Annotated in this window: 23 protein-coding genes and 5 tRNA genes; 23 read left to right on the top strand and 5 right to left on the bottom strand. The window is 40.4% G+C overall.

All coding sequences use genetic code 11. The features are described 5' to 3' along the window. Positions 1-182 precede the first annotated feature (182 nt). Both tyrS and argS read left to right on the top strand, forming a co-directional pair. Complete coding sequence (gene tyrS / locus WC080_04225; protein MFA7244463.1) at positions 183-1,352, top strand: tyrosine--tRNA ligase; 1,170 nt, start codon at positions 183-185, stop codon at positions 1,350-1,352. Between the two features lie 134 nt (positions 1,353-1,486). Continuing rightward, positions 1,487-3,142, top strand: a complete 1,656-nt coding sequence (gene argS, locus WC080_04220) for an arginine--tRNA ligase (protein MFA7244462.1) — start codon at positions 1,487-1,489, stop codon at positions 3,140-3,142. Between the two features lie 58 nt (positions 3,143-3,200). Here argS and WC080_04215 read toward each other — a convergent pair whose 3' ends face one another. From WC080_04215 to WC080_04200, 4 genes are all read right to left on the bottom strand, one after another. After that, positions 3,201-5,372, bottom strand: coding sequence for a hypothetical protein (locus WC080_04215; GenBank protein MFA7244461.1), 2,172 nt, complete (start codon positions 5,370-5,372; stop codon positions 3,201-3,203). A 66-nt stretch (positions 5,373-5,438) separates the two neighbouring features. Continuing rightward, positions 5,439-5,798, bottom strand: a complete 360-nt coding sequence (locus WC080_04210) for an ASCH domain-containing protein (protein ID MFA7244460.1) — start codon at positions 5,796-5,798, stop codon at positions 5,439-5,441. A 4-nt stretch (positions 5,799-5,802) separates the two neighbouring features. Then, a tRNA-Pro gene (locus WC080_04205) sits at positions 5,803-5,878 on the bottom strand. Between the two features lie 217 nt (positions 5,879-6,095). Next, positions 6,096-6,743 carry a site-2 protease family protein gene (locus WC080_04200; GenBank protein ID MFA7244459.1) on the bottom strand — a complete coding sequence of 216 codons (648 nt, stop codon included), beginning with the start codon at positions 6,741-6,743 and terminating at the stop codon, positions 6,096-6,098. 208 nt (positions 6,744-6,951) lie between these two features. Between WC080_04200 and rpmB the strand changes: the two genes are divergently transcribed. After that, complete coding sequence (rpmB, locus tag WC080_04195) at positions 6,952-7,134, top strand: 50S ribosomal protein L28 (GenBank protein MFA7244458.1); 183 nt, start codon at positions 6,952-6,954, stop codon at positions 7,132-7,134. Between the two features lie 253 nt (positions 7,135-7,387). Here rpmB and WC080_04190 read toward each other — a convergent pair whose 3' ends face one another. Beyond that, entirely contained in the window at positions 7,388-7,729 is a 342-nt protein-coding gene (locus tag WC080_04190; protein MFA7244457.1) for a zinc-ribbon domain-containing protein, read from the bottom strand. 192 nt (positions 7,730-7,921) lie between these two features. Here WC080_04190 and WC080_04185 point away from each other — a divergent pair, with 192 nt between their 5' ends. From WC080_04185 to WC080_04090, 20 genes are all read left to right on the top strand, one after another. After that, entirely contained in the window at positions 7,922-8,638 is a 717-nt protein-coding gene (locus WC080_04185) for a hypothetical protein (protein ID MFA7244456.1), read from the top strand. 1 nt (position 8,639) lies between these two features. Further along, positions 8,640-9,449, top strand: a complete 810-nt coding sequence (gene ricT / locus WC080_04180) for a regulatory iron-sulfur-containing complex subunit RicT (protein ID MFA7244455.1) — start codon at positions 8,640-8,642, stop codon at positions 9,447-9,449. A gap of 2 nt (positions 9,450-9,451) precedes the next feature. Beyond that, positions 9,452-10,195 (top strand): tetratricopeptide repeat protein, encoded by a 744-nt coding sequence (locus tag WC080_04175; GenBank protein ID MFA7244454.1) that lies wholly within the window; start codon positions 9,452-9,454, stop codon positions 10,193-10,195. Positions 10,196-10,316: 121 nt separating this feature from the next. After that, positions 10,317-10,392 (top strand) — tRNA-Thr (locus tag WC080_04170). 237 nt (positions 10,393-10,629) lie between these two features. Beyond that, positions 10,630-10,716: transfer RNA gene (locus WC080_04165), tRNA-Tyr, on the top strand. A 1-nt stretch (position 10,717) separates the two neighbouring features. After that, positions 10,718-10,792: transfer RNA gene (locus tag WC080_04160), tRNA-Thr, on the top strand. Positions 10,793-10,900: 108 nt separating this feature from the next. Further along, positions 10,901-11,071, top strand: a complete 171-nt coding sequence (rpmG, locus tag WC080_04155) for a 50S ribosomal protein L33 (protein ID MFA7244453.1) — start codon at positions 10,901-10,903, stop codon at positions 11,069-11,071. Between the two features lie 84 nt (positions 11,072-11,155). Continuing rightward, positions 11,156-11,229: transfer RNA gene (locus WC080_04150), tRNA-Trp, on the top strand. Between the two features lie 269 nt (positions 11,230-11,498). Next, positions 11,499-12,137: a hypothetical protein gene (locus tag WC080_04145; protein ID MFA7244452.1), complete on the top strand. Its 639-nt coding sequence runs from the start codon at positions 11,499-11,501 to the stop codon at positions 12,135-12,137. A 147-nt stretch (positions 12,138-12,284) separates the two neighbouring features. Beyond that, positions 12,285-12,821 (top strand): NUDIX hydrolase, encoded by a 537-nt coding sequence (locus WC080_04140; protein MFA7244451.1) that lies wholly within the window; start codon positions 12,285-12,287, stop codon positions 12,819-12,821. A 205-nt stretch (positions 12,822-13,026) separates the two neighbouring features. Continuing rightward, positions 13,027-13,701: a hypothetical protein gene (locus WC080_04135; GenBank protein ID MFA7244450.1), complete on the top strand. Its 675-nt coding sequence runs from the start codon at positions 13,027-13,029 to the stop codon at positions 13,699-13,701. Between the two features lie 217 nt (positions 13,702-13,918). Next, complete coding sequence (locus WC080_04130) at positions 13,919-14,536, top strand: non-canonical purine NTP pyrophosphatase (GenBank protein ID MFA7244449.1); 618 nt, start codon at positions 13,919-13,921, stop codon at positions 14,534-14,536. 335 nt (positions 14,537-14,871) lie between these two features. Further along, complete coding sequence (locus tag WC080_04125) at positions 14,872-15,426, top strand: hypothetical protein (GenBank protein MFA7244448.1); 555 nt, start codon at positions 14,872-14,874, stop codon at positions 15,424-15,426. 114 nt (positions 15,427-15,540) lie between these two features. After that, the gene (locus tag WC080_04120; GenBank protein MFA7244447.1) at positions 15,541-16,221 is read left to right on the top strand and encodes a glycosyltransferase; all 681 of its coding nucleotides are present in this window, start codon (positions 15,541-15,543) and stop codon (positions 16,219-16,221) included. A 67-nt stretch (positions 16,222-16,288) separates the two neighbouring features. Further along, entirely contained in the window at positions 16,289-18,841 is a 2,553-nt protein-coding gene (locus tag WC080_04115; protein MFA7244446.1) for a hypothetical protein, read from the top strand. A gap of 14 nt (positions 18,842-18,855) precedes the next feature. Then, positions 18,856-19,992 (top strand): hypothetical protein, encoded by a 1,137-nt coding sequence (locus tag WC080_04110; protein MFA7244445.1) that lies wholly within the window; start codon positions 18,856-18,858, stop codon positions 19,990-19,992. A 103-nt stretch (positions 19,993-20,095) separates the two neighbouring features. Then, complete coding sequence (locus tag WC080_04105) at positions 20,096-20,863, top strand: PilN domain-containing protein (GenBank protein ID MFA7244444.1); 768 nt, start codon at positions 20,096-20,098, stop codon at positions 20,861-20,863. A 13-nt stretch (positions 20,864-20,876) separates the two neighbouring features. Further along, on the top strand, positions 20,877-21,449 hold the full coding sequence (gene pilO / locus WC080_04100) for a type 4a pilus biogenesis protein PilO (protein MFA7244443.1): 573 nt from the start codon (positions 20,877-20,879) through the stop codon (positions 21,447-21,449). Next, entirely contained in the window at positions 21,446-21,700 is a 255-nt protein-coding gene (locus WC080_04095) for a hypothetical protein (GenBank protein ID MFA7244442.1), read from the top strand. The genes pilO and WC080_04095 overlap by 4 nt, the downstream gene beginning before the upstream one ends. A gap of 5 nt (positions 21,701-21,705) precedes the next feature. After that, positions 21,706-24,225 carry a type II/IV secretion system protein gene (locus WC080_04090; protein MFA7244441.1) on the top strand — a complete coding sequence of 840 codons (2,520 nt, stop codon included), beginning with the start codon at positions 21,706-21,708 and terminating at the stop codon, positions 24,223-24,225. Positions 24,226-24,270 lie beyond the last annotated feature (45 nt).

The raw sequence follows: 24,270 nt of genomic DNA, 5'->3' as shown, positions 1-24,270 counted from the left end.
TAAACAGAATATACGAGTCAATTTTTAGTCGAAAAAATTTACATTAACTTGAAACGACACAATTATACGGAGATGAGGTTGAAGTGTCAAGAATGATGGAAAGATTCTTAACACTACTAAATTTCCAGGCACTTTTCCCCAGTCGAAATTTAGTAAGTATAGAAGCATAAAAAGAGGAAAACATGAAAAATAATTTGTGGAAATCTGGAGTTGAAGAAATTATCAGCAGTGATTCGCTTCAAAAAAGATTGAAAACAGGCAAAAAACTTCGCATTAAATACGGGGTAGATCCGACAAGGCCAGACATCCATCTGGGCCATGCGGTGGCGATGTGGAAGCTTAAAGAATTACAGGAAATGGGACACACTGTTATTTTTCTGATAGGCGACTACACTACCAAAATTGGCGATCCATCGGGCAGAAATACAACACGCCCTGTTCTCTCTGATGAAGAAATTAAGTGTAATGCCAAGACATATTTTGATCAGGTTTCAAAAATTTTGGACCTTAAAAAAACTGAAGTCAGATACAATTCTGAGTGGTTCAAAAACATGACTTTTAGTGACATACTTTCTCTTGCTGGAAAGTTTACTGTAGCCTCAATCATTGAACGTGATGATTTTTCGAAACGGATCAAAGATCGTGTAGAGGTTGGCTTACACGAGCTGCTTTATCCCCTAATGCAAGCGTATGATTCAGTCGCATTAAACGCAGATATTGAATTTGGCGGCTCAGATCAGAAGTTCAATATTTTAGCTGGAAGAGAATTGCAGAAAAAAATTGGCCAAATTCCACAAGAAATTGTTCTTTTTAAGCTCTTGGTTGGCACTGATGGTAAGAAAAAAATGAGCAAGAGCGAAGGCAATTATATTGGGATTACTGAGCCTGCGCCAATAATGTTTGGAAAAATTATGTCGATTCCTGATTCGCTGATTTTGACCTATTTTGAACTTTGTGCTTTGTATGATGAAAAAAACATAAAAAAAATTGATGACGAGTTGAAATCTGGTAAAAATCCTCGCGATATAAAAGAAAAGTTAGCGCTTGAAATTGTAAAGCTCTATCACGGAGAGGAAGAATCCAAAAAGGCTGCCGCGTCATTTTCTGCCCAATTTCGTGAGAAAAAAATGCCAGACAAAATGCCTGAAATTAAACTCACGGGCAATTATGAACTTCCGCTTTTAATCGTAGAAATCGGAGCAGCAAATTCCAATTCAGAGGCTCGCAGATTGATTCAACAAGGTGCAATCAGGGTTGACGGGGCAAAGATTTCTGATCCCAAGTCAACAATTTCAGCTTATAAGGGTATGGTTATCCAGGTCGGAAAATTAAAATATTGGCGCATAAAATAATTGGAGAATATTACACAGTCTGTTACGCATATTTACATAAATCAGTTATTGCGAGTAATGCGAGGACGAAGCAATTTCTATAATAAAGATTGTCGCGCCCCTTTGGGGTTCGCAATGATGGGAAAGATATTTTTATGATTGTTGAAAAGCTTAAATCAAAAATTTTTGAGGCTGTGGAAGCTGCGGGTTATAAAGAGCTAATTTCTTTTGATATTACTGAACCACCGCCAGCGACCAACGCTGATTATGCCAGTAATGTTGCAATGATTATTGCCAACCAGAGAAAGATAAATCCACGGGAGGTTGCACAGGAAATCGCTGATCGTATTAAACCCGATGATTTAATTTTGGATGCCTTAGTTGCTGGCCCTGGATTTATAAATATCAATTTAAGTAAAGAGTTTTATCTTTCAGAATTTAAGGCAATACTTAACAAGGGAAGTGGGTATGGCAAGAGCACAAAGGGCAGCGGCAAATCTGTAAATGTAGAATATATTTCCGCAAATCCGACTGGTCCTCTACATGTTGGGAATGCAAGATCTGGTCCTATTGGCGAAATGATTGCTAATATTTTTGAGAATTTTGGTTACAAAGTTGAGCGTGAATTTTATGTAAACGATATTGGTGGCCAAGTGAACCGCCTCGCGGAGACGATATATTATTGGTATGAAAAAGCGAATGGATTTCCTGCAGATTTTCCAGAAAAAGGGTATCCAGGTGCATATCTCGAAGAAATTTCTAAAAATATTTTTGAAGAGCGAAAAGAAAAATTAGCTAAAATGCAAAACAGGGAAGAATTTGTTGAATTTTTCAAGAAAGAGGGTTTGAAAAAAATTATTGAAATGATTCAGGCTGATATCGAGCTACTCGGCATCAAATTTGATCACTGGTTTTATCAGAGTGAAATTGAAAAAAATGGAGAATCAGACAAAATAATCGAAGAACTAAATGAAAAAGGTTTTACGGCCAAAAAAGAGGGAGCTCTTTGGTTTAAAAATCCTGCTGATCCCGATCTTTCTGACAGGGAATCGGTTTTGAAAAAGAGTGATGAAGCTGGGACATTGACATATTTTGCTGATGATATTGCCTATCACAAGGAAAAGATTGAACGGGGGAACGGGCTTGTAGTTGATGTCTGGGGGTCGAACCATCATGGACATATCCCGCGCCTTTTGGCTGCGATGGCTGCGATTGGAATTGACGAGGATAAAATAAAAGTAATTTTATACCAATATGTCAGGCTTAAAAACGGAGACGAGATTGTAAAAATGGGAAAGCGATTCGGTAATTTTGTTACTTTGCGGCAAGTGATTGAAGCTGGAGTTTCTGCTGATGCATTTAAATATTTCGTTGTTTCACAGAATTCAAATACCCCCATCGATTTTGATATTGAGCTTGCGAAAGAGCGTTCAGAAAAAAACCCAGTATTTTATATTGAATATGCACATGCCAGAACTGCCAGCATTTTAAGAAAGGCAGAGGAAGAGGGGATCGGTGATGGAGACTTTGATTTTTCCTTATTAAAAGACGAAAGTGAAATCCAACTCATAAAAGAGCTTGTAAAATATCCGGACATTCTTTCAAATATCATATCTGATTTTCAAATTCAGTTGCTCCCCCACTATGCCTATAAAATTGCAGGGCTATTTCATGAATTTTATACCAATTGCCAGGTTCTGTCCGATGATAAAAAATTAACCCTTGCCCGGCTCTCACTTGTACGTGCAGCAAGAACAATCATCGCTAATTCCCTTAGAATCTGTGACATTGAAGCACCGGAGAAAATGTGATGTAAAAAGCACCTTGCGGTGCCTTGTTAACTAAAAAATAATTTCGAATAACTAAAAACTATTGAACATTTATCTCATAAACACTATTGCCTGAGAAAACCCACATTTTTTGGATTCGTGGATTTATAAAAAACTGATCTATTGTTGCACCATCGAAGAAATATTGATTTACAAAAGTGCCTGTTTTATCAAATCGGATAATCCTGTTTTGTCCTTTGTCTAGAACATAGATGTAGTTAGTATCTGAATCAGTAAAAATACCTGCGGGTTTTTCAATCTTATCAAAAGGCGAGGGCAAAGCTTTTACTGAAAAAGAGCTGTCATATGAACCTTTAACAAATTTTGCAATGCTTGAATCAGATTTTAGGATATAAATGTTACCATCAATTGTGATATCGATTGCCCCCTTGAGGTCAATATCTTTGGTTGGGGCGTAAGAAGAGCCTTTTCCAAAAGCATTGTTGCTTTCGATATGCTTCCATATTGTGCCACTCTCTGCATCCAACAAATAAAGATTTGAAACATATGCACCGATTGCCGCCGATGTTTCCCAGGAGGCGCCTGAAGCAAGAGATGGAGAGCCAATGGTATTATTATCGATGTCCAAGGAAAGAATTTTGTCCTTATCCGTTAAAAAGAAAAGTATATTCTGGGAATCAGCAAAGGTACTAGAAATTATATTTCCCGCATCTGATGGAACAGAAGCCACTAATTTTGGTGATTGGTCTTTGGTATCTGTCGCATAAATTCGGCCAGTGTCGGTAATGGAATATATGGTTGTACCGACTAAAGCGCTATGGGCAACATTGCCATTGACTGAAAATAGGGGACTTAAATTTCTAAATCGGGTAGCAGAGATAAGCCCATCGAGTTTATCGGTAATTTCGTTTGCAAGAACGATCGCCTCGTTTTTCGTGGCTTCGCTTCCTTGGGCCTTGATTGCTAAATCAAGTGCCGATGCGAACTCATCTTTGGCATTGGGTTTGCCAAGCGAAAGATCATCTTTTGCTTGATTGAATAAATCAACAGCTTGGGTATAACTCTCGGTAATTTCTCTTTCTGTATTTAATGCCACACGGTTTGCATTATTTGCCCGAATTTTCATATAGCCGATAAGTACAAGGATGATTGCGAGACCAACGTATAAATATCGGCGGTTTTTCTTTTCAGAGATCATATAAATTGCACTCAAGACAGAACCCATAATTCTAGATAATGTTCCCTTGGGCCGTTTGGAATAAGGCCTTACTTTAACGCCCATATATTTAACTTGTTGATTGTCTCTTATTCTGCTTGAAATTTTTGCAATTCCGGCACCGGCGCTATTCTTGCCTTTTGCAAATATTTCCTTAGTTTTGGGCCCATAACTCTCCTTCCATTTTTTGTGGGCGCCTGCCGCAGCCTTTTTTGAAAAGTGAAAAAATTTAACCAATCCCTTTTTGGCTGAGTTTGCTCCAGATTTGGCGACCGGAGAAGCCTTTTTCATGAATTTTGAGAACCCGGTATCGGAAGATTGGTCTAGAAAAAACATTTCAGGCAGCTCTTTTTCTTTGTCTGTTTCTTTAAATTCGGCTTCGACACAATCTAAAATAATACAACTAGTTTTATCGATCTTGGAGCGGCGAAGGGTGCGATGTATTTCAAACATCGCCTCTTTTGCGCTAGTTTCGCATGTCAGTTTTTTGAGGCGATCAATTGAAAGTACATCAAAAAAATTAATATTGCCGATGATTACTCTGTCATTCTCTCCCATTGCTCCGGATGTTATGTTCACAAAGGTTTTCAAAGGGTGATCTTCTTCTGCGGATAAACCCTCTGTCACAGACGATATTTTTCCTTTTCGCAGGAGATAACCTAGAATGTTTCCGCAAACAGAAATGTGAAGATTACCTGCTTCCACGAGACCGACAATTGAGTTTAAGTTTCCGATCCAGTCATTGTCTCCATCTTGTGAAAGGGCGCCGAGTTTTTCATTGACCACTTTTAGGGTTTCTTCAAAATCTTCAAGTGTGTACGCATCTTTTCGAGAATACTCGTTAGCCAAAGCTTTCGTGATGACTTCTTCAACTTTCGTAGATGGATGCCAGGGGGACAGAATCTCTATCAAATAGAACATAAAAACGGAAGGTTGCCCTTCTTTAGCGATTTTTCCAACGTAAACAAACCTATCCTCAAGTTTTTCTCTTGTGGCCAAAAATGCCGGCCTAATCCAAACAGGATTCTTAGACATAAAGATTCACTTTTAAATTGTATGGCTACATTTTAGCAAATATCAGAAAAAAAAGACAAATTGATCTTAATTTAACAATTTAAATTCAAACACAATGAATTTATCATCGTCGCGTATCGGTCTGTCTAAATATTTATAATACCCATTGAATATCTGTCTCTGATGTTCTTTGTTTTGATAAGGTTCATGGCCAGGAATATCAATCGGTAGGTCTTTAAAGTCTTGATAAAATTTATCTATGATTATTGCATTTGTGATGAGCTCATTTGATTGTGAATTCGTAATTTTAACCCTATCTCCAACCTTCAGATGATCATACTTGTGGCCAAATCTATACGTTTTGATTTTTTCGCCTGACAAAATAAGGTCTACTAACTCAGGAGACATCGGGATTACATTTCTGGTTTTATTGAAATTCTCGTTCATTTTTTGGTCGGGGTAGCCGGACTCGAACCGGCGACCTCAGGACCCCCAGCCCTGCGCGCTACCAACTACGCTATACCCCGAAAATTAATAAAGTTCTGTCGATACTTATAAATTGGTTGGAATGAGTATGTGGATGATCTCACGCTTCGGCCACGGCCGAATCAAATTTTGATCTTACTCCGCGAAAGCAGAGTAATCCCGACTGATCGGGATTCCAATGTGTAAATTGTTAGCCAATTTTAAGATTCGACAGAACCAATCTGATTCTACCAGATGCTAGGGGTATTGTTAAGTTCATTATAAAAATATTGAGTATGTGCCAATCACAAGTGATGAGAGAACCCGAATAATCGGCTCCATAACAGCTGTGATGATTGAAAAGCTAGATACCCTATCAAGAATCAAAAGAAACAGAAGAATAAACGGCCCGTATTGCTGAAATTTCACTCTGCTGTAATTATCAAGAAAATATTCGACAAAATGAGAGCCATCGAGTGGAAAAATCGGCAAAATGTTAAATGCGGCCAGAATCAAATTGATTTGCACTAAAATACTTAAAAACGAGAGAACAATATTTGAGTCGATCGAGTGTCCGGCAAGAAGGGCTATGCGGATGGGGATTCCTAATATAAACGCTAGAATAATATTGGCTGCAATTCCTGCGATTGCAACCTTGAGCTCATCTGATTTGTGGTGAAAAAAAGTCGGATTGATTGGGACCGGTTTACCCCAGCCAAATCCAACAAGAAAAAGAAACAAAGTACCAAGTGGGTCCAGGTGGGCAAATGGATTTAATGTTAAGCGGCCATTCATTTGGGCAGTTGGATCGCCGTTTCTGTAGGCAATCCATGCGTGAGCGTATTCATGGACCGTAATTGCAAAAATTAGCCCGACGATGAAGGCTATAAAAGCAAAGGGGTTCTGTAGAAGATTTATGATGAGCATATTTTTAAATAACTAATAACCCCGAAGGGGCCCCGTTGGGGCTAATATCTAATAACTAATAACCAATTGAAATTTTCCTTTAGATTTTTCGTTCAAAGCTTTTAGTTATTAGTTTCATAATCTTGAAATGCTTTCAAGATTATGCTAATATCTAGTAGTTAAAATTATAGCGAACAAAATATGTTCGTTCAAGATAAGAGGATTTCAAATGGCTAAGTGTTCAATTTGCGGCAAAGGCGCTGTCTCTGGCTCCAATGTCTCACACTCACAAGTTCATACCAAAAGAAAATTCAAGCCAAACTTGCAAAAAGTCAATGGCGTGGTTCTGTGCACCTCCTGTTTGCGAACAATGGATAAACCGGAGAAATCGAAAGGTAAAAAGCAGGATTAGCAGGTTTATTTTAAGACAAGTGAGAATTTATATAAAAAAATCACCATGAAATTCAAGGTGATTTTTTTGCTATTTTTTTAAATTTGAAATTATATTTTAATATTTTTTTCAAATGAAATTGTAACACTTTATTCGCGGTCGCGGTAAAATTGTTACGTTTTGATTGATAATAAGAATGAAAAAAACGAGAAATAATTTTTTGGATTATCTCTCATTAAATATTATAAATTTAATTGTATAATTAATTTTGCTTTTATTCTGGAATTTGCTCACCAAGAGCGGTTATGGCTTCGTTGCGCTTCTCTATTTCTTTTTCAAAGCATTTTTCACACAATACATCTTCAGTTTGAGGTTCGAAAGGAACCTCGGATTTTTTCCGGCAATCTTTGCACTGAATCCAGAACATCGGTTTCTTTTCCCGAAGTTTCGCTTTGTATAACGCAGTGCATGGTTTACAGCGCTTTGGTATGTTCTGCAAGCCCTTATCAAGAAAAAATTTCTGCTCGCCAGCAGTCCAAATAAATTTATCTCCGCAATCTTTACACATCAGTGTGCGATCGGAAAGATCTGATTCTTTCACTTTTGAGCCAGACATATTCTCCTTCTGAGAAAAATCCTAAATTCTAAACTCATCATCCTGAATTATTTTCGAACATCAATGATCAATTTCCCAAAAATTTTAGAATTTGAAAATTTGAAATTCGTAATTTATGTTATCTCGATATTATCAAGATAACGATCTCTTGTCCATTGCGAAACCTGCCTTAATTTGCTAGTGTAAAAATTAATGGAAGGTGTAAATTTTATTGAAAAAATTGCTGCGGGGATCGGTAAGCCCAAAAAAGCGTCTTCCTATCTATTTTATGTTACATCGCAAGGCCAAATTGAAGATATATTGAAATATTTTTCAGATACTCTTAGGCCGGGAATTTCTGATATTCTACTTATCCGGCCAGAAGAGTCACTTGGTAAAAAAAATATTATTTCGATCAAACAGGTTAGAGAATTAATTCATTTTTTGAATCTTTCACCTGAGGGCAAGGCAAAAATTGCGGCGGTTATTTGCGCTGAAACTTTCAACAAAGAATCAGCAAATGCGTTTTTAAAAACGCTTGAAGAGCCGCCGAAAGACGCTGTAATAATATTATTTGCCTTCTTGCGAGCTTTGCTCCCGACAATCGTCTCTCGCTGCATGGTTAAAAACTTTCAAGTTTCCGGGGGCGGCAGTTCAAGCTATGATGGCGAGTTGGCCCAAAAACTGAAAGGGAATTTCAAAGATGTTTCGGATACAATTGAATTATATATCAAGGATGAAAAAATTGATGAATTGATATATACTTTAGAATACTTTGCAAGAGAGAAACTTCTGTCTTTAAAAACTGCTGATGCTGCCAGATTATTGAAAGAAACAGAGAAGGTGAAAAGTCAGATAAAAAGCAATGCTAATCCGAAATTGGCAATCGAAACATTGGTTTTAAAAAACCGCAAATTGATAAGGAAATAAAATGGCAAAATATTCGGTTAAGCTTAAAAGCGACGGGCAGTTCTATCAAGTAGATGCCGGAGCACATAAACTAAAAATTGGCGACAATATATTGGTCGAGTCTGACCAGTGCACGGAACTAGGATTTATTATTCCTTCGGAAATTAGTTTGGAAAACGAGTCCGGGGATGAGACCGGGACAAAAAAGGATAATCTGGGCGAGCTGATCTTTATACGGAAATTAAGCGATGCTGATAGAGAGAAAATTACTGCACTTTCCAAGGAAGCAAAATCATATATTGTTGAATGCCAAGACAAAATTGACAAATTCAAATTGCCAATGGTTCTTTTGGATGCTGACCTTTCGTATGACGAGAAAAAGCTTACCTTTTATTTTTCTGCACCAAGCCGAGTAGATTTTCGAATGCTAGTTTCTGATCTTGCGCATACTTTCAAAAAAATCATTCGCCTTCAGCAGGTGGGTGCCAGGGATGAAGCGAGGCATATTGGCGGAGTTGGCAGATGTGGCCAACAGCTTTGCTGTAAACGTTTTCTTAAAGGCAATTTGGAAAGTGTGACACTAGACATGGCTTACGAACAGAGTTTGGCACAAATGGGATCAAATAGAGTAACTGGAAATTGTGGTAAGCTAATGTGTTGCCTTAAATATGAACTACCAGAATACAAAAAAATAAAAGCGAAGATGCCGGCTATCGGCGATGAATTAAAAACATCAAAGGGTAAAGGGAAGGTGATTAGCCAAAATATTTTCAAAAATTGTGTTTCAGTTAAACTTGATGAGGATGGGGGAATTGTGGAGGTAAGTTGTTAGAGTTGGGCATAATAATTTGCGTTACCATAGTATTAATTCTTGTTCTTAGAAATTATTCAAAAACAGGAAATGAATCTATTTATATTGCCAAAGATAACTCGACAAAAGGAATTAATATGAATTTTTTAAAAAAAATCTTGTCAAAAAGGCGCGAGAAGGCTGAAAAAGGTATTGAAGAAGCAATTATTTCTGGCCAGCGTGATATCATCTCACCAAAAGAAATCGAGGATGCGCAAGCCACGTATTTTGTGGAAGACCCTGAGGTTGCGCAAATGCTCCATGAATCAGATGATGCCTTTAGGGCAGGCGACCTTAAATTAGCCGAAGAAAAGGCGATCGATGCGATCGGCAAAGATAAAAAATGTGACCAAGCATATGTTTTTGTGGGCAAGGTTGCATTATTAAAACAAAATTATGAAGAGGCAAAAGAAGCTGCCACAACCGCGCTTAAATGCAATGCCGATAACGGATTTGCTTACGCGATCTTGGGCGAAATTTATTATAAAGATGAAAAATATACTGATGCAATAGAAAATTTTCAAAAAGCGGTCAATTACGATCGTAATAATGCCGAATGGCAAGCTGGCCTTGGCAAGGCCTATATGGAAGTGAGGCAATTTGCGAAAGCAGCAAAAGCGCTGAAGCGTGCTGCGTCGCTTGACATTGACAATTTAGAGTATAAAAAACTTGCCATGGAGGCGGAGGAAAAGCAGAGAGCTCACTCTCAGGCGTACAGGGGAGTGTAAGGTTGCCAAAGAGAGGATTTTGCGGTATAATTTCAATGTTATTTTTGTATTTATTGTGCCGTTGTGGCTCAGCCCCAAAGGGGACCCTTAGGGTTTGGTAGATTTACCCCGGCCGATGTATGCCGATATAGCTCAGTTGGTAGAGCGCATCCATGGTAAGGATGAGGTCTCGGGTCCGATTCCCGATGTCGGCTCCATCGGTGGGGGCAACTCTCCGCCAGAGGCGGACAGGCATGGTAAGGAGTAGGTCGAGGGAATAAGTCCGCTCAACGGCTCCATTCGACCCGTCATTCCTTTCCTCGCTCATGGTAAACCATTCAATAAAGCGACATGCTCACAGTAAAACATATGAGTCGAATGACTCCGAGACCCGAGCCGAAGGAGCCAATGGCTACCCGTTGGGTCTTGTCGAGGAGCCTACAAATTAATATCTTGCTGAGATAGCGAAGCGGTCAAACGCAACAGACTGTAAATCTGTCGGCCTCCGGCCTTCGCAGGTTCGAATCCTGCTCTCAGCACCATGCCACCTTAGCTCAGTGGTAGAGCAACTGTTTTGTAAACAGTAGGTCGTCGGTCCAAATCCGACAGGTGGCTCCATTCGACTCACAACAAAGCTGTTCGCTCATGGTAAACCAGATGAGTCGAATGACTCCGAGCCTGTCGAGGAGCCTCAATAATAAAATCAATCGAAATATTCGAAAGGAAATTATGGCAAAAGATGCAAGAACAATTGTAACGCTTGAATGTGAAGTCTGCAAAGAGCGCGGCCATCACACTGAAAAAAGGCTAAAAGGCCAAGATGTGATCAAAAGGATCGAGCTTAAAAAATATTGCAAAAAGTGCAAAAAATCAACGTTACATAAAGAAACAAAGTAGTCAAAAGTCTGTAAAGTTTTTAAAGTCCATAAAGTTGTTGAATTACTTTATAGACTCTCAACTTTATGGGCTTACGACTCATTTAGGGGCTTAGTTAAACGGTATAATAGGGGTCTCCAAAACCCTAGTCAGAGGTTCGACTCCTCTAGCCCCTGCCATCCCACGTCGCCAATCAAAGATTGACTATGCGGGATGGCTTTTGGTTTTTAGAGGAGTCGAACAAAGTGGGGTCGGGAGAACATTTGGTCTCCCGATGTCGGAAGGAGCCGGAAACCGAGGGTATCCAGGGAGGCGAATAGCCGACGTGAGATCCTCCTCTAGCCCATGCCAAAAGATTGCTAGTCTGGGACTAGTGATTTTTTGTATATGGCACTCGGGAATATAACCCAATTGATAGAAGAAAATAAAAAAGTGCTAAACTAGAAGAATGAAATTGACTACAAATCAAGTGAAAGAAAGAATAATTTGCGAAAAACCACAAATAGTTGTCCTGTGTGGCAAAACCTGTACGGGCAAATCAACATTTGCCAGGGAGCTAGAAAGTCTAAACTATAAGCATATTGAATTTGATCTGATCGTTCGGGAAAGCGTGAGGAATAAATTTGGGGCAAAAGACAAAGAAGCTTTTACTGTTTATGGCGGGATTGCCCCAAAGGAATGGCAAGAATCTTTTGAAACTACAGCCAAAGGGTTTATTGATAATATGCTAGCCGTTTCAAACATCGCTTTAGATTCGGCCATTGCCGATCCTACGGTTTTGCAACGAATTCTTGGCAAGCATGCCGATGAAATCTGCCTAGTTTATTTTCATCCATTTGACAGGGGATTTTATTATCAGAGTATTTCTAAGCGATTTTCCGATGATGTTATCAATAAGAAAGTAAGTTTCCCAATTTGGGATCATATAACAGAGGTGCAATTATCGGATTATAAAGTGAATGGCATTAAGGGCAATGAGATATCGAAAAAAATTAAGCAGTACGCCGACGAAAGTATCGAAAAATCCAAAGAGCGTTTGGAGCTGTTTAAAACAGCATTTCCATCAATTATTATCACGGGGCACTAATTTACAAGTTCTAACTTCTTTCGCTGTTCTTCGCCAAAAAATATCCACTCTATGAGTGGTTATTTTTGTATAGGTAATACATTGTTAGAACAATTGGCGTGAATTTGCTAGAGTGATATTGGTAAATGATAAAAAGGAGAAAGAATAATGAGTATAAGGTGGAAAAAAATAAAAGAGGAAGAGCCGATTAAGGTTGGTTTTAGAAAAATTATCAAAAAAACTTTTCGCATGCCTGATGGAGAAGTTGAGAATTATCATATAAAGAAAGAGGGCCCTGTTGCTGCAGTGCTGGCGATTACTGAAGATAAAAAAATAATTCTAGCGAGACAATTTAGACCTGGGTGCGAGAAAATATTGCTTGAGCTACCTGGTGGAGGCATCGATAATAATGAATATCCGGTTGATGGGATAAAAAGAGAGTTACTGGAAGAAACTGGTTATACAGGAGAATTTTACCTTGTTAATAAGGCTTATAAGTGTGCTTATTCGGATACCGAACTTCATAATTTTATAGCACTAAATTGCAAACAAGTGAAAGAACCAGAAAATGAAAAAACTGAGTTTGTCGAAGTAGTATTACTAAGTTTAAATGAATTTGAGAAACACTTGCTTTCCGGAGAGCTGACAGACATGGCAACGGGTCTCGTTGGTTTAAGATATTTAAAAGAAAAGAAACTAATATAGAACATTTGCACTCAAATAAAAGTTTCTGATTTCAGTTGCTATATCCTGCCAATAAATAATCAGTTTAGTGCTGGTTATTTTTTGTTGAGTTCTATATTTATATAACTTCAATGAAGTTAATAATTGACATATTTGTAATATTGTGTTATTGTGTTTAAGCTCTGAAACACAAATCTAGACCGATATCCAGGAAGGGACGATCAAGATGCGAAAGATCGCTGTCGTGTTGTTGGTTCTGTTGGTAGGTGTGTCAGTTGTAGGCTGCTCCAAGGGGCTGACTCCCGCGGACAAGTCTTGGCTGAAAGTCAGGCTCGACACGCCCGACTACTTCTGGGAACGAAGCTTTAACCCACGGATAGGTAACTTCGAACTCTATGACTCTGCCATCAAGCGGGCCAGAGAGAAGTCTGCCAGAGATACTGGATGGGTGAAGTGGAACATTGGGCAGTTGGAGAGATACCATCTGCTCGGGCCCCATCCACTGGTCTTCAACCCGCTGGTGAGCAAAGGCCAGAAGTCTGACCTCAGTGGAAGCCTAAGCGGGGGAGGCAATTTCCTCGGAGGCTACGTCGAGGGCAGCGTCGAGGGAAAGTCTCGGCCAGGAGTCAGCTATGTCTTCTGCTGGTCGCTTCCCCAAAACCAAAGCGGGGGAGATGTGCCAACCTTCGTTAGCTCTCTTCCGATGGAGAGGGTGAAGGTCCTGACCAGCGAGCAAGGCCCCCCTGTGGTTCGCTTCAAGTACTACGTGGACAACTTGCTCTGGCTGCCGTCCTGGAACTTCGAGAATCCCGGAAGCCTGATCGACGAGAACCGGGTGCTGTACGCCACCATCACCATCTCTCACGAGCAACTGAAGCAAGGCTACCTCAGCCTTCGCTAGTGAGTCGCGCCGGAGCGTTTCCGGTGTATTATCAGACGGTCGCCTCTTCGGGGGCGGCCGTTTTGATTATGCGGCATTATAACAAGTTCTAACTTTGCATATTTACATTGCCAAAGATATCCACCTACAGATTGGATATTTTGTCATTAAAAAATGGCTGGAATTGAACTTGTGTTTCTGATACTATATTAGCCAACAATATCCTAAATAATAATTTATGAAAAAAACAATTTTAATCGCCACTGCGAATCAAGGTAAGGCAAGGGAAATTCGGGAGATTTTTAAGAACTCAAATTATGACTTGAAATTCCTTTATGATTATAAAGACAAGATTGCTGATCTTAAGGTTCAGGAAAATGCAGAAAGTTTTGAAGGAAATGCGCTAATTAAAGCAATTGTAATTGGCGACAATTTGCAAATGACTACGCTTGCTGATGATAGTGGAATTTGCATTGATGCTCTTGGTGGAGAACCGGGAATATGCTCGTCCCGTTATTCGGAAGAAGGAACAGACGAGGCAAATAACAGAAAAGTTCTGTCAAAGATGAATGAGATTCCGATGAGTATGCGGGGTTGTCATTATAACTGCAATGTTGCTATATATGATCCTTCAACCAAATTTGTTAAGACAACCGAAGGAAGGTGGGATGGTCGCATCGCACTCGAGCCAAAAGGAACAAAAAGTTTTGGATACGCACCCATATTTTTATCAAAAAATGCTAATTATAAAAAAACAAATGCTGAGTTCGACCCAAATGATTTAATAGAAATAAATCATAGGGGAAAAGCTTTTAGGTCAGCGATCAAGGAACTTGACAAGTACTTTAGTCTTTAAAGTACCGTATTGTCGTTAAAAATGTTTTACCGCTAGACAATCTCCAGTATCTTCCAATGTTTTCTGCAAAAAATAATCAGTTTAGAGCTGATTATTTTTATTAGGATAAAGTAGCTTTAAAAACAACTTCACAATGCTTATCCATTGTGTTTCGGATATACAAAGGTATGCAAGTCTGACAAAAAATTTCCAGCCAGATGGTTGGAAATTTTTTGATTGGCTTGGCTGAAGAATTTTTTGTGGCCGGTAGCATAACGGCAGAAAATAATTATCTATTATTGACAAATTGCTGAATATATGCTAGTTTGATGGCGCTGTAATACGTATGCCGCCACATGGTGTACGAACTCCTGGAACAGGTGATGAACATGCGCAAATGGATGTTGTTGGTCGGACTGGTCGCCATGTTGGTGGCGATCCTCATCTCGACTGGTTGTGGTGGTGGCGGAGGCGGAAGCGTGGACCCGGCCTTCCCGACGGCGGGTGTGAAGTGGGCCACAGACGGCTTGGGCAACATCGCTCGCCTCGACAGCGGCGATGGCATCACGTACTTGACCATGTCCCGCGACGGGACCGGCAACGGCCAGATCAAGGTCTACAACACTGCCGATGTCGAGGTCGGGTCGGTCCCTATCCGGCCTAGCCAGGAGATCCTGTCTCTGGCTCTTCGGAGTCTGGACCTGGGCCAGGGCACCCAGCCCTATCTTCTGATGCAGTACGAGGAGGGCTCCTGGTGGATGGAGGTGGTCGCCATGGACGGCAACCACATCTCGGTAGACGGCGCGGCGGCGTGCCTCGCCGCCAACTTCGCCGCGGAGGGTGACATCGTCACTACGAACAACGGGACGACCATTGCTGGCCATCTCACTCCCCCCAGCTACGCGCCGTAATGTTCCCTCCGGGGAACGGCAGATCTCCAACTCCCGCAGCCAGTCTGTGGGAGTTGCTGCGTTTATACGACAAAAACTGATTTTTATTTTATAGTTTGGTATAATTAGTCTGCGATGAAATTTGAACAAAAAATTTCACTGATTATCTGTGCATACAACGAAGCAAAAAATATTCGCAAAGTTCTCGACGTAGTCGCTCCGCTTGATTTTATTGATGAAAAAATTGTTGTGGATGATTGCTCAAAGGATAAAACATGCGAAATTGTTAAAAAATATTCAAATGTACGCCTTCTTAAAAACAAACAAAATGGCGGCAAGGGAATGGCTTTATATAATGGCATTAAACATTCGCACCATCCGCTTTTGTTGTTTTTGGATGCCGACTTGATTGGTTTAACAGAGGGGCATATTTTGGAGCTTTTGGGACCGGTGGCATTTATGAAAACGGCTGATCTTTCGCTTGGTGTATTCAATATTGATAAGCTTACAACCACAAAAATCGCCAATAGGGCATTTCCTGCAATCTCCGGCCAACGTGTGATTTGGCGGAAGAATTTGCCTCCACTTGCAAAAATTAAACATTCCAGATTCGGCGTTGATGCATTGATTACGGCGGCTGTTCCAAAGGAGCGGCGTGAGATTGTGGTTTTGCACGGTTTAACCCAGGTAATTAAGGAAGAAAAGAATGATGATATCTGGGCCGGGATAAAAAGCCGATATAAAATGTATGAGGACATCGTCAAGGCAATAATTCAAATAGAACAGGCAAAGAAGAAATTAAAAAGAGTTGTATAGTTTTTCCGTAGTGTTTATAATATCGTTGTAATCAAAATTTCATAAGATATATTTATTGCGAGGGGATATGAGAGAGATCTCGATAATTGATCGTATAAATCGCAGGCGAATTTTCACGTATGTGGCGCTTATTTTGCTTGTGATATTTTCTGGGCTTGCCATTGTGACCAATATGATGAACGGCGCGAGCAAGACGCGGGCAGCGATAGTGCAAACCGGTAATGACGTTACAATTCAAACTGGTTCGTACCTATTGAAAACTGACGGACATATTTATACATACCAATCTCCTTTTTTGCCGGCAATGAATGATGCTCAGCTCGACCAGCGATTTTTAAGCACATTCTACAATGTTGATACCGGTTTTGCAGTGGATTCAAACACAAACCTTACGGTAGGCAGTACATCTGGACTCGCAACATTGATGGCAGAGGGATCGGTAAATTTAAATAACTTGACAGTTACAAATAATGGTACATTAACCCAAGCATATGCAGATAGAACGGGGCATTTGAATCGCCCCACATATTCATCTGATTATTGGGGAGTGGTTTGGACAGGTTTCATAAAATTAACAGGTACAAATCTTATATTTCCTCAAGCGGCCGGAGGAAAACTTGATGATGCGATGGCAATCGAAGTCGGAACCGACGCTTCGTGTAGCGCACCCGCTACAACAGTTGATACTACTTACTGGCATACTATTTATAGTGACTCATTATCGGCTAGTTGGCCAATATATGGCGATAATGCTGGCAATGGATCACCAGCGAATCGATACTATGGCCTTGATGCGTGCACAAGAACCTTAATGACCGGAACTGGGTCCACTACTTATGTGCCGGTTAAAATTTATTTTGGTGAAGTCAGTGGATCATCACAACTCTGGTTGAATTATATCGAGCTCAATCCCTCGTCCCCATATGGCGTTGCTGTGGCTGCTGTAGCTATGCCTCTGAGTAATTTCTATGGCTCCAATGAAGATGGAACTGTAAATACATCTTTGGTGAGAAGAATGGATTTCGACTATTATATTTCTGCCTATACCGAAAAGACTATTCCACAATATGACCTTAATATGGGATCTGGCTTTTCTAATGCGGTTCTGGCTGGACACAAGCGTAACATGAATTTAAGGCAAGATTTAAGAATGCTCGATAGTCCTGTTGGTTCCAATGGAGGAACCGGCGAGTCTTATGGCAAATGGGATGCATACCACAACGATGATACCTTCAAATTTGAGTGGCAAGGATGGGGGCAAAACTCTACCCCAGTAGCCGATCCACTTGGTACTTGGGATGACAAAGGTGGCGCGATTCCAAGCTACAATATTTTAGGCTCGCATTATGATGGGGGAACTATTAATTGGAATGCGTTGGATCAAGCATATGCGGATAATTATAATAACAATCCAGCGGGCCTACATCTCAATGTGGCCAACACAATTTTAATACGAAGCGGTGGAAAAATTGATGCAACCGGATCTGGGTATGCGGGTGCTTGGGGTGTTGGGACTCAACCGAATTATGGTTCAACTCGCCTTAGGGGAGGTAGCGTTTCGTTTGATGGAGCGCCAGGCGGAGGTATTTCAATGAATGGTGGGTGTACCGCAATTGCTAGTGCTGGGTCGCATGCAGGAGAAGGTGGGGCCGGTGATAGTGGGTTAAATTGTGGAGGTAATACGTGGCGCAAACCGCCAGATTGGCCAAATAACACATACGGGGGACCAGCTGATAATCCAAGTAGTCTTGGTTCTGGGGGCGGATATACTGGAAGCTGGAATGGTGGTGGTGACGGTGGTGGTTTATTAGAAATAAATTCATCAGTTTTAGCCATTCAATCTTCAAGAGCAATTTTTGCTGAGGGAAGATGGACCAGTTCTATGCAGCAGCCTTATGACAATGACTCTGGTTATGCCGGAGGAGCTGGGGGAAGTATTAATATTAGGGTCTCAACTTTGAATGTGGGCGTTGGTTTGTCCGGAGTATTTTCAGCATCTGCCCAAGAGATTCCAATCACTGGCAACCGTAATTTGATTTCTGTGCCTTTGTATAACATTGATGGATCGTCTGGGGGAGGCGGGGGTTACATATTTATTCAATATACAAACTCCAATCTTGATTCAAGTGCTATTAGAACAGCTTCGAGAGTGAGTGGAGCCAGGGGCAGCAAGAATGGGGCTTGGTCAATCAATAATAGCGATGGGGATAAAGTTTATGATGGGCAAGATGGCAGATTAATAGTTGTAACAGGTGGGCCGCAATTTAATATTCGCAAAAAACTGGTTCCGATAAATAGGCAGGGGTCTGGGGCTGCTTTTAATCCCTATGCGCTGCAGCTAGGGGATGTAATTCAAGTGTCCATTGAAATTGGCGATATGACGGGCGTTGCAACGGTAGATGATGAACTTTTGCGAATTCCAAGTGATACCTACCGATACAGATGCGAGCCGTCGGATATAACAGGGAGCAGTAGCCTTGGGTTTGATGCTTATTTAAATGGCGGAACATTTGTTGCAAGCGCCGACCCAAATTCTGGAGATTTTGTAGAATGGGCGAATAATGGCCAGAACCCACTTACTTCCCCAATCACATATTATTGCCAGGTTCGAACATACTAATTAACAGAGCGATCATGACCAGATTAGTTAGAATATATTTGTTTCTATCGTTATTAGTGGTATTTGCGCTTATACCGGCAAATGCTTTTGCTGAATCATATCAGCTTCCGCAAGTTTTGGTTGGAAATTTAACAGTCACAAAAGATAGTGGCCAAGTTTATTATTCCGGAATGAACGGCAACGAAGCAGTAATTAATTTTGACCAGAATTATCTACTCGGGTTTAATCAATCGATGTTAGTCTCTCCGGGCGCGGCATATTGTTGGGATAAAATCACGACCAACCCATATTGCTATCGCCTTGATCCTGCAAATTCATCGATTCGGAATATGGTTAGTCGCACAAAAATTGGAGGTTCAACGGGGCTTGAAATTTCGACGCTTTTTTATCCAGTGTTATCTGTCCAGGGAGATATCTATAGTAGTGCAGATGTTCTGAATAATTTTCAAGTGTATGGTAAAAATTTGAATTTAAACTCAAACAGAAACGCCAGTTGGAATATCCGAAATTACACGCTAAATTCTGAGGCGCAAGCATCCTATGCTGAAAGCCAGAGATCTTCATATACAAATCGGATAAATGATCTTGCGGGAGAAGCAGAAGTGATAAATGCTCCGGCAGATTTGGCCGGGGGTCTGCGTTGGCATCTGCAGGCGGATGATTACAGCTCTTTTTACACCGGGGGAGTAGGCGGAAATAACACTGAAAAATATCCCGAAGGGAAAATATGGGTTGTAAACGGCAATGTTAACCTTGGTCAATCGATTACATATAGCGGGCGTGGAACAATCATTATTAATGGCACTTTGACTATCCAAGATGGAGTGAATATTAGTCCTGAGGATTCTCAGAATCCGTCAAATTCGCTCGGAATCATTGTTAATGGCACTGGAAATGTTCGCCTTTATAGCAACAGCAAAATAACGGCTGCGATGTTTGCCCTGGGAGCTATCAGAATTCAAAACACCACTGGTTTTACTCAAAATGTAACGATGAACGGTTCGTATGTTGCGAGAGACTTTATTGTTTTGGATTCATCAGGCCGAGGTATTAATATTGTAAATATCAGATTTGCATATGATTATAATCTTTCGGGCAATTGGCCGCCCGGATTCAGGTATTTCAATATGCCGGTTGCGTCCGAAAGATAACTTTTAGGTATTGCATTGAGATTTTATGTGATATAAAATTTGTATAGACAGAAAGTTGTGTTACAATTATCTTTGATGATATAACATTGCCCTCGGAGGGGAGATGCCGGAAGAAAAACCGGGTGTACACGATAACCAAAGTGGTAAAGAAATAGTCGAATTTGCCGACAGAAAAGAAACGGATTTTTCGTCTCTGATTGTCTGGTTATCTTTTGTTGTAGCGGTTTTATTTTTGGGTTTTATCTGGTTTTCGGACGCATCGCTTAAGACTACAATTTCCGAAAAGCAAAGCGAAAAAAAATCCGCGGATGCAACCCTAGCTTTAGTGGAAAATCAAAAAGTTATCAATGACGTTACTGGACTTAAAAATGTAATTTCAATCCTATCTCAAGTTTCCACTCAGCAGGAAAGCAAGAAAAAGGTTCTAGATAACTTGTATTTGCATTTTACGAAGGATGTTCATATTTCAACGATCGCTCTCACTTCCGATGGAACAGCTAGCCTAGATGGCGCTACCGCATCATATCGCACCGTTGCAGATTTTATGCTTGCGCTTAAATCATACGACAAAGTTTCTGATCTTCAGCTAAAGAGCGTTTCCATGTCGACGGCAGAGGATGCGCCGCCAAACGAAAAAGTAACATTTTCTGTTTCCTTCAAGCTAGATACGACAAAGGAAGTCACAACCGAGAGCAGCACATCTTCTTCTACTACTACGTCATCAAATGCTGAAACTGAAACCAGCGAATCAACACCTGCTTCAACATCAAGCAGTGTCACAACGGATAGTTCCGGGACTGATAGCAGCTCAACCTATGGTTACGGAGATAGTGTGAACACAGAAAACATAACTCCGGAAGTAGCGCCATAAAATTGGATTTATCATGAAACAAACAAACAGCAAAATGGCTTCAAATTCAATCGCAGTAATTCTTACAATTATTGTTTTCTTGATATCGTGGAAGATTATTCTTCCATCGTATTCTAACAACAAGGCTGAAGCAGAGAAATTATCGGCAGAAGTCTCGGATGCAAAAAATGAAATTGCTTCGATCGAAGAGGCAAAGAGCAGCTTATCTTCTATATCGGATACCATTAATGAGCTTTTGATCGCGGTTCCATCCGACAATGATGAGCCGAATTTAATTTCTGAAATTGAGGCAATGGCTACAAAAAATTCATTGGCTGTTCCATCCATAGACATTGCTCCTGCAATCTCCACCACAGAGGGCGAGGGGGCGGAAACTGTAACAGCAGGAAATCTATTGAATGTAAGTTTTTCAGTTTCCGGTTCTTTTGAAAACATAAGCGCATTTACCGACACGATCGAAAAAAGCATTAAATTTATGCGCATAAAGGCGCTATCAATGACTTCTCCGGAAGAAAATATCATATCGGCATCTTATACCCTGGAGGTTTATACCAGAGGAAGTGTTAGTGCGGGGGAGACACAATGAAGAAAAGAACATTCAATTTAATTTTAAGCCTAATATTTCTCACGATCGCTATCGTTGGTTTTTACATGATCTGGAAAAATAATTCAAGCATCTCGGTACAAAATACGGCATCTTATATTACTCTTGACATCTCCGGGGTTAAGGATGAAGCTGAGACGCTTGTTCAGGGTCGTGAGAACAATGCCGGAATACCGCTTCCTGACCCAACTACAAAAATGGGCAAAGCAAACCCATTTGCTAATCCGGAATAAGAGAAATGAATACAATGTCACAAACAGTTTCAAAAAACTCTTATTTTTTGAATGGATTGGATTATAATTCTATTACCCAGTCTGTTTTGGATGTGTTTGTAATGCAGGGATTACTAACCGCACCTGACGCAACCAAACTCAAGAAAAAATACCGAACCAATAGAGATGTGGAAAATTTTCTTTTGAAAAATCGTATTGTCAGTTCGGACACCATAAACAAAGCGTATAGTATTCTTTTGAAAATCCCATATGTCAGCCTAAAGAATTTTGAAATTCCACACGATGTTTTTGGTATTATACCGAAATCAGTTGCAGAAAAATTTTCTGTGATCCCATTTGGGCTTAAGGAGGGATCATTGCAGCTTGCTGTTGCCAATCCCACGGAATTGTCTCTAAATTTCAACAAGGGCCTTCAAAAAATTATCGAAGATAGGCATTTGAATTTAGATTTATATATAACCGCAAAATCAGATTTTTTGGAGGCGTTAAAACAATACGACCAAAAGGGAAAGTTTGAGGATTTATTGTCTACCGGAAGTTATCCGACGGTCTTTTTGCGAAATCAGGACATAAGGTCGGAATATCTGGGCAAGCTTCCGCTTTCATTTATTGAGCAGTATCGGGTAGTTGTTTTTTACAAAAAAACGGATAATTCATTCGCTCTGGCAGCAGAGAACCCAGATGATACTGCTTTGCACAAGGCCATCAAATCTTTGGAGAATGCTAACAAAATTAATTTTCAAATTTTTGCCACTTCTCGCGAAGATATCGACTATGCGATCGAGGCATACAAGAAAAAGCTTGAGAATAAAAAAGAAAATTCTGTCAAAGTAGAGGTGGAAGAAGAAAAAACCAAAGAAAAAGTTATTGAAAAAAAGCAATCATCTGGTGATGAAATTATTACACTTTCGAGCTTGTTTGGCTCTTTTCTTGGAAAAAAGGAGCCCGTTTCTCAGGTAACGCCAGTAATTAGAATTGACAGCGAAGAGAGTGGGGATGAAAAAGAGACAATCGTTGCCCCATTTGGGGCTCAGCCAGGCGGAGAAACAGCTGCGGTTGGCAATATTACTGCCCCGGAAGATATAAAATCACCCACAAAGACTGAATCAAAAACTGGCGATGGCGTTGAAGATAAGACTGCAGGGCAAAATGGTGAGCAGCCAAGTGATAATCCTGATCTCGAATCAAAGACTGATATCAGCGAAATTGCAACGGAAGAGCTTGAAAAAAATCCAAAAACTGATGAAAGCGTGGAAGAAAGCGAAAAAAACATCGGGGCCTATCTTAAAGGAGATATTGTTGATGTCGAGGGCCTAAAAAGCAATATCAAGAATTCTTCGGCACCCAAGATAGTTGCTGCTTTAATAAATTTCGCTTTGTTTGAGCGCGCATCTGACATTCATATTGAACCAGAACAAAAGGATCTGCGCGTCAGATATAGAATTGATGGAATTTTGAGAGATATTATCAGATTGCCGTTGTCTTTGCATCCTCCGATTACGAGCCGTGTGAAGATTTTGTCAAAACTGAAAATTGATGAAACAAGAGTTCCGCAGGATGGAAGGTTTGACGTTACATTTAAGAATCGAGAGGTGGATGTTCGAGTTTCTTCACTGCCTACGGTGCATGGCGAAAAGATTGTGATGAGAATCCTAGACAAAGATCAGGGCATTCTTTCCCTTGAAGACCTGGGGATGATCGGCCGTGGTTTTGATTTAACTATTGAGGCGATCGGAAAACCATTCGGAATTATTCTGTCCACAGGCCCCACTGGTTCTGGAAAATCCACAACTTTATACGCAATTATTAATCGAATCAGTAAACCATCGGTGAATATTGTTACCCTCGAAGATCCTGTTGAATATGAAATTAATGGAGTTAACCAGTGCCAGGTAAAACCAGGTATCGGATTTTCCTTTGCAGAAGGATTGCGCAGTGTACTGCGCCAAGACCCAAATGTGGTGATGGTTGGTGAAATTAGGGATGGGGAAACTGCTGAGATGGCAACTCACGCCGCGCTTACTGGCCACCTCGTACTTTCTACTCTTCACACGAATGATGCTTCGGGCGCTTTGCCCAGATTTACAAATATGGGAATTGAACCGTTTTTGATCACCTCTTCAATCAACATCATTATTGCACAGAGACTAGTCCGTAGAATCTGCCCAAAGTGCAAAGAGGAAATGAAAGTTCCGCAAGCGTTTATCGAAGAGGTTAAAAAAGAATTATCCGCCATATCAGCCCAAAACGAACAAGACAAAAAAAGAATTCCATCAGAATTTAAATTCTACCATGGCGTGGGATGCAGTAATTGTTCACAAGGTTATGTGGGAAGAATCGGCATATTTGAAGTTTTGCGCATGACAGATGAAATTGAGGCCCTTACTGTTGAGAAAAGGCCGGCGAACGAAATCAGAGAAGCGGCCTTAAAAGACGGGATGATTACGATGAAACAAGATGGAATACTTAAAGCACTTGAGGGTTTGACCACTATTGATGAAGTATTCCGTGCAACAAGCAGCTAATAAAGCGTTAACCTCAAAATCTTAAAAGCAGTTGACTACAATTAA

The organism is Patescibacteria group bacterium (assembly GCA_041674405.1).
In the GTDB taxonomy this organism is placed as follows: domain Bacteria; phylum Patescibacteriota; class UBA1384; order XYA2-FULL-43-10; family XYA2-FULL-43-10; genus JBAYVT01.
This window is presented reverse-complemented; position numbering and strand designations above follow the sequence as displayed.